The following is an 11,781-nucleotide window of genomic DNA, read 5'->3' on the forward strand; positions in this document are numbered from 1 at the left end:
ATCTCGCGCTGCGTGTCGTTGAGCGCGACCAGTTCGGCCGGCATCCGGCGGCCCCAGACGTGCCACAGCGCCTGGCCGCCGACGTGGTCCATCCGCGCCACGTGCGACAGGTCCCACTGGCTGACCTTCTCGGTGGCGAGCGCGCGCAGCTTGAGCACCGCACTGCCGCGACGCGCCTTGTCACGCGCGAGCGCGAGCGCCGTCCACTGACCGGATAGACGGACGACCTTTCCCTGGCTGCCAGCCGCGACTTCGAGGCCGGGCGGAGTATCGTGGTTCAAGGATCGCTGTTTCGCTTGATGGATTCAGCGGCCATTGTAACGAAGGCGCCGTGTTTGGGCCGCGCAACTACGCCCGGTTGCCGGCGCGTTTGTCTGTCCGGCTATCGGCACGGTTGTCGGCGGCGCTGCCAGCCGCGTTGCCCGGCGACTTGTCGGCCCGTCTGTCAGCCCGTTTGTCGCCACTGGCTACTACAATACGTCTCATGAATCCAAGGACCACCCCTACCGACGCCGCTCCGCCCGGCGAATGGCGCATCGACCGCGAACGCGCGGTCACGCTGTTCGGTCCCGCCGCGCTTGACTGGCCGATCGAAATCGTCGAAGAAACCGGCTCGACCAACGCCGACCTGATGGCTCACCTCAAGGCGTTACCGCGCGAGGCAAGTGCCCTGCCCCGGCCGATGGTCCGCGTCGCCTATCTTCAGACTGCCGGCCGCGGACGACGCGGACGCCCCTGGTATGCCGAACCCGGCAACGCACTGCTGTTTTCCGTAGCCTGCGTGCTGCCGCGTCCGCTCGAAGGGCTGGCGGGGCTCAGCCTCGCGGTGGGCGTTGCGCTGGTCGATGGCCTGCGCTCGCTGCCGCTTACCGCGCCGGGCCAGATCTCGCTGAAGTGGCCCAACGACGTGCTCTTCGAAGGCGACAAGCTCGCCGGCATCCTCATCGAAACGGCATGGAGCACAGCCGATGCGAGCGCCGTGGTGATCGGCATCGGTACGAACGTGAAGGGCGCCGACGAACTCGCCGCGAAGGTCGGTGCACTGAACGCCGACGCGCCACCGCAAGCCCGTGGCACGACGCCGACCGCACTCTCGCGCGCACTGCCGAACGCCAATCTCACCGATACCCTCGCCGCCGAGTTGAATGCGCTCGAACCCGCGTTGCAGCGCTTCGCGTCAGGAGGATTCGCGCCGTTCCGTCAGCGCTGGAATGCGTGCCACGGTTACGCGGGGCGCGAAGTCGTGCTGGTCGAACAGGGCGTCGAAGTTTCGCGCGGCATTGCGGCGGGTGTCGACGAAAGCGGCCAGTTGTTACTCGATACCGCCTCCGGCCGCGAGGCCATCTCCACCGGTGACGTGTCGCTTCGGCTCGCCGACGGCCACGCATGAGCGGTGCACCCTTTCTGCTGATCGACGCCGGCAACAGCCGGATCAAGTGGGCGCTGGTCGACGCGCACGGCACCCGTACGCATGCCGGCGCGTTTGAACACGGCACCCGCACGACGAACGACGCCGCCGATATCGCACGTTCGGCGGACGAACCCGACTGGTCGCCATTGCCGACGCCTGGCAGCGCGTGGATTTCGAACGTCGCCGGCGATGCGGTCGCGCGCCGCATCGAAGCGCTGCTGAACGCGCGCTGGCCTTCCCTGCCGCGCACGACGATCCGCGCCGTCGCCCAGCAATGCGGGGTCAAGAACGGTTATACGGCACCGTCGGCGCTCGGTAGCGACCGTTGGGCCGGATTGATCGGCGCGCATGCGGCGTTTCCTGGCGAACCCTTGCTGATCGCGACATTCGGCACGGCAACCACACTCGAAGCGCTGCGCGCGGACGGCATGTTTATCGGCGGCCTGATCGCCCCCGGCTGGTCGCTGATGATGCGCTCGCTCGGCGACCACACTGCACAACTGCCGACGCTCGACGCCACATCCGCCCGCGACCTGCTGGCGAGCGGCACGCGCCATGGCCCGACGTTCGCGACAGATACACGCAGTTCGCTGTCCGCAGGTTGCGCGCTGGCACAGGCTGGCTTGATTGAACGGATGTGGCGCGATCTGACGGAAACGTGGCAGGTGCCGGTACGGCTCGTGATCGGCGGCGGTGCAGCCGATGAAGTGACCGCCGCCCTCAAGATCCCGCATACCCGCCACGACTCGCTCGTGCTGTCCGGCCTTGCATTGATCGCCGCCGAAGACAGCGGTGCACAGCCCGCGTGATGAGTGTGTGCATGCGATCTGATATGGCTGCCGCGCTGGCGAGCATGGAAAGTACGCTTTCAACCGACCTGGCGACCGAGCCGGCAAGCGCGCCGTCACGCTTCACAGCCGCAGCCCGCTGCGAAGAGCGCAACTCCGGCAGCGCGACCGCCTTCCCCACGGCTGCTTCACTCCTTCGACGGAGATCCCGACGATGCTACGCTGGCTGATCGCCATCCTGATTCTTGTCAACGCGCTCGCATTCGCCGCGCTTCGCGGCACGCTCGGACCACTCCCGACGTTCGACTCGCATGAGCCGAATCGCGCAAGCCGGCAGATTCATCCGGAATCGCTGAAGGTGCGCCCACTTTCTGCAGCTGAGGCAGCCGATCAGGCGGTGGTCGGCGCACCCGCTCCTACCCCGCCGATCCAGTCGTCGACGCTGACGCAGTAAGCGCGCTCAGCCCTGCGCGCGAACCTTGCTGAGCAAAGCGGTCGTCGAGCGGTCGTGCTCGAACGGAATCGCCAGCGCGCGGCCGCCCCAGCCGCGCACGAGAGTGGATTCGGGTAGCGTATCCATGTCGTAGTCGCCGCCCTTGACGAGGATGTCAGGGTGCACGGCCTCGATCAGCGCGACCGGCGTCTGCTCTTCGAAGCGCACAACCCAGTCGACACTCTCCAGCGCCGCAAGCAGCGCCATCCGGTCAGCCTCGTTGTTGATCGGGCGATCGTCGCCCTTGCCGAGCATACGCACCGAAGCATCGCTGTTCACACCGATGACCAGACACGCACCCAGCGCTTTCGCGTCCGCGAGATACGTGACATGGCCGCGATGCAGGATGTCGAACACGCCGTTGGTGAAGACCACCGGGCCGGGAAGCGAGGAACGGATCTGGGCGAGCGCCTCGCGGGTCGTGATCTTGCGTTCGAATGTGGCAGGCATGGAGAAGACCGAAAAAGGTGAAATGGCGGCGCGGGCCATGCGGTGCGCCTGGTGTGGAAATTGAAACAGAAAAGAAAACGACCCGGGAAGCTAATGCCTGCCGGGCCGTGTTTTCGCCTGAGGTACTGCGTGTCCGTTGCCCGGTATATCGCCCGTCAGACGCACCGGCGACGCGCCCTGCGCATCAGGCAGGTTGTTGCTGCTCGGTCACACCCTGCGCTGCCTGCAGACGTGCGACCACTTCCTTGCGATAGCGGTTCAGTTCCTGCGCCGTATTGAACGTGCGCTCGAACAGGATCGACAGGTTATGCAGGATGCGTTCGACCACCTTCTTTTCCCAGCCGTCGTCGAAACGGATCTGCTCGTCGAGCCAGCGTTCCAGCCATTCCGGATCCGGCAGACGCGACTGGATCGTGTCACGCGGGAACAGCGCCTGATTGACGTGCAGGTTGGTCGGATGCAGCGGCTTTTCGGTGCGGCGCGCCGACGCCATCAACACGCCGATCTTTGCGAATGCCGCGCGGGCGATATCGCCCGTCTGCGCCATCGCCTTCTTCATGTAGCGCAGGTAGGCGCCGCCATGACGCGCTTCGTCGCGCGAAATCGTTTCGTAGATGGCCTTGATGACCGGTTCGGTGTGCCATTCAGCCGCGCGGCGATACCAGTGATTCAGGCGGATTTCACCGCAGAAATGCAGCATCAGCGTTTCAAGCGGCGGCGCCGGATCGAATTCAAAGCGCACCGCGTGCAGTTCTTCCTCGGTCGGGCAGAGTTCCGGTTTGAAGCGGCGCAGGTATTCCATCAACACCAGAGAGTGCTTCTGTTCTTCGAAAAACCACACGCTCATGAATGCCGAGAAATCGCTGTCATGGTGGTTATCGCGCAGGAACATTTCCGTGGCGGGCAACGCGGACCATTCGGTGATCGCGTTCATCTTGATCGTTTCCGCCTGCTCGTCGGTGAGCAGCGATGCGTCGAATTTATCCCAGGGAATGTCTTTCTCCATGTCCCATCGAACGGATTCGAGCGATTTGTAAAGTTCCGGATAAAGCATGGTGTTCATAGTCCCACCCCTGTTCTGCGCATTGCGACGTCTGTTTGTATCTGTTTGCTGCGAGCGAGCCAAAGCGCGCTTTCGCGACCTGAGTATTCAATTTTACGCGGTAATCGGGCGCCCAAACGCGCCGCGTGGTAAAGAACCACCTGCGGCATCGGTGCACTTGCGAAAACCAGAGTACTGGTTGTTCCAGCCGACTTTGGGTGAGAAATACCCGTTCCTGGAGTCGAACCGGACTGGGCCGGCGCCATGCGGTCAAACCGCGCAGCCATCATGCCGGCAACCGTTTGGGCTGCTTGAGTCGTTGTTTTCAGTGCATGCCAACGGGCCAAAAAGCTTACAGGATGATAGCACGCGAGCCTTACGGTTCCCGCGATTTGGCCTCCTGCTTTCTGCGCCTGTTTCCCATGTTTCCCACTCTCGACACGACGCGGCGCGCCACACGCGGCGGCCGCCAGCCGGTTGACAGCCGCCGGTACAGCCCTTTATCGAGCCACCGCCCACTACCATCCGTCAAAACGAAGTCAAGGTGATGAAATTCCGCTGGCCGTTGCGCTTTGTGCGGTGATTCGTTTTAGTCGCATCCGGCTGAAATTGCGCGGTGATCGCCGGTAGCCGCGCGAACCTGGCACGCTGAAACGCCAGCCGCGCGCGCCGTGCGGCCAGTCAGCGCCTAACGCGATTGCGCGCGGCGCGGCGTCCCGTCATGCCCCGGAGGGTGGGGCTGCTTTCTTCACGGCGCGCGTGCCGGCACTACTCTTTGCCGATGGCGCACGCTTCGCTGCAGGGCGTTTCGCGGCAGCAGACTTTTTCGCGGCGGAAGCGTCGGCTGCACCGTGCGCTTCAGCCGCCTCAGGTGCCTCCGGACCATCCGGCCCTTCTGCGGCTTCGGCAATGTCTTCGGCCGTAGCGGTCGCACCAGGCGCCGGCGTCTGTGCCATCGCGAACTGCGCCAACTGGTTGAACTGCTGCTGCAAAAGACTCCACCACGCCGAAGTATCGAAGGTGGGCACCTCCGTCGCACTACCCGTTTCGTTGGCCTCGCCCGGCTCCGCCTCCGGCGCAGCCTGCCCGGCGGCAGGCGCTGCAGGCGCTGCGGGTGCTTCGGTGCGCGACATCCACGAAGGCGTCGACACTGCTGCCGAGGCCGCCGCAGGCGCGCTCATCGACGTCTGCGCGAAGGCGCCGAACGCGCGCAGCGTGGCCAGCGTCGCACGCTGTACTTCGAGCGCCTGGATCGCCGACTGCAGCATGTTCAGATTCAGCTTGAGCCACTGCTCGACGGCGCGCATGTCGGTGATGCGCTTGTCGAGCTCCTCGACGTTCGTGAGCGGCGCCATCATGTCGGACATCATCGACAGCGATGGCCCAAGGCCTTGCGCACCGCCCGGTTGCGCGCCTGGAAACGCCGAACCGAAGGGCGTGAGCCGCATCATGTCCCACATGCGGTCAAGCAATTCGCCTGGCGGGAAACCAGGAAAGCCGGAAAAGGGCGGCGTCGTGCCGGGCGTATCGGTCATGGTTTTCTCCTCGCACCAATAAGGTTTGGACGACGCGCGACGCACTCGCCGTCCGTTTCATCTGATCATACCGCGCACACATCAGAACGGATCGCCGCCCTTGAAGTCGGGCGCGCGCCGCTCGCGCAGCGAACTCACGCCTTCGCGCACGTCAGGTCCGGCAAAGCCCATGAATTCGAGCGCGAGCGATGTGTCGAAGGTCGGCCCCGCCGAGCGGAGCCAGTTGTTCAACGCGTACTTGGTCCAGCGGATCGCCGTCTGCGAACCGCCCGCGAGCTTCTGGGCCACTTCGAAGGCCTTCGGCAGCAGATCGTTTTCATCGACGGCAAGCGACACCAGCCCGATGCGCTCCGCCTCTTCACCGCTCACCGGCTCGCACAGCATGAGGTAGTACTTGGCCTTCGCCATCCCGCACAGGAGCGGCCAGACGATCGCCGCGTGATCGCCGGCGGCGACGCCGAGGCGGGTATGGCCATCGATGATCCGCGCTGACTTCGCCGCGATCGAGATATCCGCGAGCAGTCCGGCGACGAGACCCGCGCCGACCGCCGGGCCGTGCATCGCCGACACCACCGGCTTGCTGCAGTTGATCACGTTGTAGACGAGATCGCGCGCCTCGCGCCAGACGCGCGTGCGCACGTCGAAATCGGTGGCCATCTGCTCGACCAGATGCAGATCGCCGCCCGCCGAAAAGCCCTTGCCTTCGCCGCGAATCACCGCGACGCGCGTGTGCGGGTCGCGATCGATATCGCGCCAGATATCGGCCAGTTCGCGGTGCATTCGCGCGTCGGCGGTGGCGAGGCCGCTCCGGTTCGCGCCTTCCCCGCTCATGACGATTTCAAGGATGCCGTGCGGATGATGCCTGAGACGCAGCGCGTGATAACCGGCGTAAAAGGCAGGGTTGCTGGTGGGGGAGTCGTGAGACATGGCAGTCGGTCCGGTAGAACAATTTGTGGCTCAAAGTACGCCGCGGCCCGCGGCATGCTGCAAACGGCGGCGCGCCTGATTGCACACTTCAGCGCGCCTGATAAACCCATTTCCCTTCGCGAATCTGCACCATCACACGTGCGCGCTGATCGAGCCCGAGGTGATCCGTCATGCTCATGTTGACGATGCCGTTGGAGGTCGCCAGCCCGCGCGTCGCCTCGAGCGCATCGCGCAGAGCCTGACGGAATTCGGTCGTACCCGGCGCGGCGGCCATGAGCGCGATCGGCACCGCGGTGCCGAGCAGCAGGCCAGCATCCCATGTATAGGAGCCGAACGCCGATACGCTGCCCGCACCGTGCAACGCCTCGAAGCGCGAGATGTAGTCGAGCGCGAGGCGCTTTGCTGGGTGATCCTCGGGCAGCTGGGCGGCAACCAGCACCGGGCTCGCCGGCAGGAACGTGCCGTTGCAGTCCGCGCCACAGACGCGCAGGAAGTCGTTATTGCCCACGCCGTGGTTGTGATAGATCAAGCCTTTGTAGCCGCGCGACTTCAGCGTCTTCGGCGGCAACGCGGCAGGCGTGCCCGCGGCGCCCACGACGACCGCATCGGGATTGGCCGCCATGATCTTCAGGACCTGCCCGGTGACGCTCGGGTCCGTGCGATTGAAGCGCTCGTTCGCCACCAGGTTGATGCCACGCAGCTGCGCGAACTTCGCGACTTCGGCGTAGAACGTGTCGCCGAGCGCGTCGGCCTGGCCGATGTAGGCGATCGTCTTGACGCCGTGTTCGCTGGCGTGCTCGGCAATCGCCGAGGCCATCATCGCGTCGGTCTGCGGGGTCTTGAACATCCAGTGGCGCTTTGCGTCGACCGGTTCGATGATCTTCGCCGACGATGCCAGCGAAATCGTCGGCGTCTGGCCTTCCGCAATGACGTCGATTATCGCGAGCGTGTTTGGCGTGATCGACGAACCGATGATTGCGTCGACGTGCTCCTCGGAGATCAGCTTCTTCGTATTCTGGACGGCCTGGGTGGTGTCCGAAGCATCGTCGAGCACGAGGTACTCGACTTTCTGGCCCGCCATTTCCTTTGGCAGCAGCGCGACCGTGTCGCGCGCGGGGATGCCGAGCGAAGCGGCCGGACCGGTCAGCGACAGCACCAGCCCGATCTTCACCTGCGCGAGCGAGACGCCCGGCAGCGCAGCGCAGAATGCAATGGCCAGGAGCGCCACCAGCCGCTGCGGTATGAGTGCGTGGAGCGTCAATGTTCTGGGACGCCCAGGCTCGGGAATGGACGACCGGATTCGCATGCAAGGCTCCTCACCGTGGCAATCTGTTCTTTTTCCTGCTGCCCCCTTCCCGCTGGGGACTCGATGCCTGCGCGGCCCTTAGCCCTTACGCGCCACGCGTCCGTCAGTTTAGACGTGCGGGCGCGCCGCGGAATCGGGCGAAACCCTCCTGGCAGGCGCCGTCCGGCGCAATCGGAGGGCTCACCCGGTCCGACCTCAATGCGCGCCGTCGAGCGGTGCGACAGCCTGCTCGATCGAGCCGAAGATCGACTTGCCCGCTTCATCGAACATTTCGATCTTCACCGTATCGCCGTATTTCATGAATTCCGTCTGCGGTGCTCCGTGCTCGATCGTCTCGAGGCAGCGCTTCTCGGCGATACAGCAGTAGCCGCGCTTTGCGTCCTTGTTCGAAACCGTGCCCGAACCGACGATCGTCCCGGCCCGCAGGTTGCGTGTCTTCGCCGCATGCGCGATGAGCTGGCCGAAGTGAAACACCATATCGGTGCCGGCATCCGGCTGGCCGACCTTTTTGCCGTTCCAATGCACGATCATCGGCCGGTGCACGCGGCCCTCGCGCCAGTGCTCGGCGAGCTCGTCGGGCGTCACCGCAACCGGCGCGAACGACGTGGCCGGCTTGCTCTGGAAGAATCCGAAGCCCTTCGCAAGTTCGGCGGGAATCAGATTGCGCAGCGAGACGTCGTTCACGAGTGTCACGAGACGCACGCCCTTCAAGGCCTGGTCGGGCGTCGCGCCCATCCGTATATCGCCGGTGATGACGGCGACCTCCGCTTCGAAGTCGATACCGAACGCCTCGGACGCGCAGACGATGTCGTCCTTCGGTCCGATGAAGTCGTCGCTGCCGCCCTGGTACATCAGCGGGTCGGTCCAGAATTCAGGCGGCATCTCCGCGCCGCGCGCGCGGCGCACCAGTTCGACGTGGTTCACATACGACGAGCCGTCGGCCCACTGGAACGCCCGCGGCAGCGGCGCCATGCAGGCCTTCGCGTCGAACGCGAAGGTATTGCGGGCGCGCCCCTGGTTGAGCGCGTCGTACAGATCGATCAGTTGCGGCGCGTAGAAGGCCCAGTCGTCGAGGACGCGCTGCAGCGTCGGCGCGATCGCATCGGCGATCGCCGCAGTGTGCAGGTCGCGGGACACGACGATCAGCTGACCGTCGCGTGTGCCGTCCTTCAGCGTAGCAAGTTTCATAGGGGAAGTAAGCGGTGTGGGTGACGATAGAAGGAATCTATTCTACGATGGTGAATCGGCGCGGCCCAAACCCGTCCCTTCTGGAGCGGTGGTGCTGCCCCGTTAGTTGCCGTACTGGTTGCGCCGACGTTGCGACTTTGGGTGCCCGTTCATCGGGTGCCTGGGTCGTCCCGGCGCTGCCGGATCCGTTGCCCCGTTCACGTTTCATCGCTCGCGCATGACGCGCATTGTCCATGCCTTCACTTGCACGCTCCGGCACCGCCCACCCCGACGCCCGCTCACCTGAACCGGCCGAAGTCGATGCCATCGAACCCTCTGACGACGACCGCGAGGAAGCCGGCGAGGAGAAACTGCGCTCCGGCATCCAGTCGATCGAAGTCGGCTTTCGCCTGCTCGAAGTGCTGACGAACGAACCGCGTGCCATGATGTTGCGCGACCTCGCCCAACGCGCGGGTATGAGCCCCGCGAAGGCGCACCGCTATCTGGTCAGTTTCCTGCGGCTCGGCGTGGTGTCGCAGGATCCGCTCTCGGGACGTTATGAACTCGGCGGTTTCGCGCTCCAGCTTGGACTTGCGCGACTGGCACGCGTCGATGGCGTGAAGCTCGCCCGTATCGCGCTTGCCGAACTGCGCGACCGGCTCGACTTCACTGTCGGCATCGCCGTGTGGGGCAATCAGGGGCCGACGGTGGTCCACTGGATGGAATCGAGCCATCCGGCGAAGGCGTCGCTAAAGCTCGGCGACGTCATGCCGTTGCTCAGCTCGGCTACCGGCCTGCTGTTCGCTGCGTACCTGCCACGTAGCAAGACAGGTGCGATGATCGAACGCGAGCTCGCCGATTCGCACCGGGCGTCCTACGCCAACGCGCCGCGCACGCCGGAAGAAGTCGAAACGCTGCTCGCGAACGTGCGCGCCCACGAGGCCGCGCGCGTCGAAGGCATGCTGCTGCCCACTATTCACGCGTTCTGTATGCCTGTTTTCGATTCGACGGGCGACCTTGCGCTGGGGCTGATTGCACTAGGGCATGAGGGTACGTTCGATATCCGTTGGGACGGCACGATCGACACGGCGATGCGCGAGTGTGCGCAGAAGCTTTCGTATGAACTTGGTTACAGTGCAACGCCGCGTTAACCTGCGCGATGGATGTCGCGGAGCAAAGCGGTGCACCGTTAAGACTTGACAGTCACATGACGGAACATCGTCAGCTGCATTGCTGTCGAAACGGTTCGCTGACCCACGATAGTCGACAATAGATCCGCTCCATGCGCCACTCCACTTATTCACCGCTTTCCACGTAACAGGCGCTACTTCTTTCTGATGTCGTCCCAGTCTGTCGCCCGTCGCTCCGACCGCACGCTGCGCGTCAATCCGCCCACACGCCGACGCGGGCGCGCGTGGCGCTGGGGCGTCGTGCTCGTCGTCGTGGTCGCGCTGCACTGGATCGCGGCGCAATGGGTCGAGCGTCACCGCGACGCCGCTCAACCGCTCGACGCTGAACACGCGCCGGTGCAGGTGGCGCTTCTGAAGCCCGCACGCGTCGAGCAGACGCCCGCCAGCGCGGCACCGCGCCCCCATTCAGCGACGCACGCGAGCAACGCGCGCCCACGCACCGAACATGTGCTCACGGCTACGCGCCAGGACGCCACGCAAACCGCAAGAGCGGCTGTGGAAGCGGCGTCTGCGGCAGCTTCCGCACCTGAAGCGGCCGCCACACCTGCTGCGGCCTCGAACGCAGGTGAAGGCGTGAAGGCTGCACAGGCATCGCCCGGGGTGAAATTCTCCGTACCGCCCTCAGGCGATCTGCAGTACGACACGTTCTACAACGGCGTCCGTAACCAGCCGGGCACGATCCACTGGACGAGCGACGGACAGACCTACGAGATGATCGTTTCCGTCCCCCTGCCGTTCGTCGGCACCTTCAGCTATTCGAGTCATGGCCATGTCGACGCTTTCGGCATCGCGCCTGACCAGTACATCGAAAAACGCGGGCATCGCGCGGAAGACGTGACGATCTTCAACCGCACCGCAAAGCAGATCGCGTTCACGCGCACACCTGCCACGCTCGCGCTGCCCGACGGTGCGCAGGACCGCTTCAGCATGGTCATGCAGCTCGCCAGTCTGGTGCGCGGCGATCCGGGCGCATACAAGCCGGGCGTCACGCGCGAGTTCTATGTCGCCGACAACGACAGCGGCGAAATCTGGCCGATCGAGACAGTTGGCGATGAAACGCTTCGCATCCCGGGAGGCTTTGTCGATGCGCGCCATTTCATGCGCCTGCCGCGCCACGAAGGCGACCGCCGGCGTATCGACGTATGGCTCGCGCCGTCGCTCGGGTGGTTGCCCGCGCGCCTCCTGCAAACCGAACCAAACGGTACGCAGGTCGAGCTTGTCTGGCGTGGCAAGCTTGCCGCGGCGGATTCAAGCGGCAACACGGACAATGCGTCCGACACCGCCACTGATGACAGCGCCACTCAGCCCGCGCCGCCGTCCGCGTCGCCCCAGCCCGACAACGCACCCGAAAAGCCCTGAACGGATCCGGCGCTTCATTCGAGTGCCGAAACTTCTGCGCAAACCGTAACTCGCACGATGAGCAGCACCCGTTTGCCGCTTCACGGCCGAACTGGCCTGCAAGCTGCAAACGG

At 64.9% G+C, this 11,781-nt stretch carries 11 protein-coding genes and 1 pseudogene; 5 read left to right on the plus strand and 7 right to left on the minus strand.

Going from position 1 to position 11,781, the window contains the following annotated elements; genetic code table 11:
• A pseudogene (locus tag P3T23_RS03655) lies at positions 1–281 on the minus strand (ABC transporter permease); the annotation flags it as partial.
• Between the two features lie 203 nt (positions 282–484).
• Here P3T23_RS03655 and P3T23_RS03660 point away from each other — a divergent pair.
• From P3T23_RS03660 to P3T23_RS03670, 3 genes are all read left to right on the plus strand, one after another.
• The gene (locus tag P3T23_RS03660; protein ID WP_429314849.1) at positions 485–1,390 is read left to right on the plus strand and encodes a biotin--[acetyl-CoA-carboxylase] ligase; all 906 of its coding nucleotides are present in this window, start codon (positions 485–487) and stop codon (positions 1,388–1,390) included.
• On the plus strand, positions 1,387–2,220 hold the full coding sequence (locus tag P3T23_RS03665; protein WP_429314850.1) for a type III pantothenate kinase: 834 nt from the start codon (positions 1,387–1,389) through the stop codon (positions 2,218–2,220). The genes P3T23_RS03660 and P3T23_RS03665 overlap by 4 nt, the downstream gene beginning before the upstream one ends.
• 193 nt (positions 2,221–2,413) lie before the next feature.
• Positions 2,414–2,653, plus strand: a complete 240-nt coding sequence (locus tag P3T23_RS03670) for a hypothetical protein (protein WP_429314851.1) — start codon at positions 2,414–2,416, stop codon at positions 2,651–2,653.
• A 6-nt stretch (positions 2,654–2,659) separates the two neighbouring features.
• Here P3T23_RS03670 and rfaE2 read toward each other — a convergent pair whose 3' ends face one another.
• The 6 genes from rfaE2 to P3T23_RS03700 all read right to left on the minus strand — a co-directional run bounded on the left by rfaE2 (position 2,660) and on the right by P3T23_RS03700 (position 9,140).
• A complete protein-coding gene (gene rfaE2, locus P3T23_RS03675; RefSeq protein ID WP_429314852.1) occupies positions 2,660–3,142 on the minus strand; it encodes a D-glycero-beta-D-manno-heptose 1-phosphate adenylyltransferase in 483 nt (160 codons plus the stop codon).
• A gap of 184 nt (positions 3,143–3,326) precedes the next feature.
• The gene (locus P3T23_RS03680) at positions 3,327–4,205 is read right to left on the minus strand and encodes a ferritin-like domain-containing protein (protein ID WP_429314853.1); all 879 of its coding nucleotides are present in this window, start codon (positions 4,203–4,205) and stop codon (positions 3,327–3,329) included.
• Positions 4,206–4,903: 698 nt separating this feature from the next.
• Entirely contained in the window at positions 4,904–5,719 is an 816-nt protein-coding gene (locus P3T23_RS03685) for a PhaM family polyhydroxyalkanoate granule multifunctional regulatory protein (RefSeq protein WP_429314854.1), read from the minus strand.
• An 81-nt stretch (positions 5,720–5,800) separates the two neighbouring features.
• A complete protein-coding gene (locus tag P3T23_RS03690; RefSeq protein WP_429314855.1) occupies positions 5,801–6,646 on the minus strand; it encodes an enoyl-CoA hydratase/isomerase family protein in 846 nt (281 codons plus the stop codon).
• Positions 6,647–6,734: 88 nt separating this feature from the next.
• Positions 6,735–7,952: an ABC transporter substrate-binding protein gene (locus P3T23_RS03695; RefSeq protein WP_429314856.1), complete on the minus strand. Its 1,218-nt coding sequence runs from the start codon at positions 7,950–7,952 to the stop codon at positions 6,735–6,737.
• Between the two features lie 195 nt (positions 7,953–8,147).
• Complete coding sequence (locus P3T23_RS03700) at positions 8,148–9,140, minus strand: fumarylacetoacetate hydrolase family protein (protein ID WP_429314857.1); 993 nt, start codon at positions 9,138–9,140, stop codon at positions 8,148–8,150.
• A gap of 233 nt (positions 9,141–9,373) precedes the next feature.
• Here P3T23_RS03700 and P3T23_RS03705 point away from each other — a divergent pair, with 233 nt between their 5' ends.
• Positions 9,374–10,270, plus strand: a complete 897-nt coding sequence (locus P3T23_RS03705; protein WP_429314858.1) for an IclR family transcriptional regulator — start codon at positions 9,374–9,376, stop codon at positions 10,268–10,270.
• 186 nt (positions 10,271–10,456) lie between these two features.
• Positions 10,457–11,668: a DUF3108 domain-containing protein gene (locus tag P3T23_RS03710; protein ID WP_429314859.1), complete on the plus strand. Its 1,212-nt coding sequence runs from the start codon at positions 10,457–10,459 to the stop codon at positions 11,666–11,668.
• Positions 11,669–11,781 lie beyond the last annotated feature (113 nt).

The sequence above is a fragment of the Paraburkholderia sp. GAS448 genome (assembly GCF_050435685.1).
Classification (GTDB): Bacteria; Pseudomonadota; Gammaproteobacteria; order Burkholderiales; family Burkholderiaceae; genus Paraburkholderia.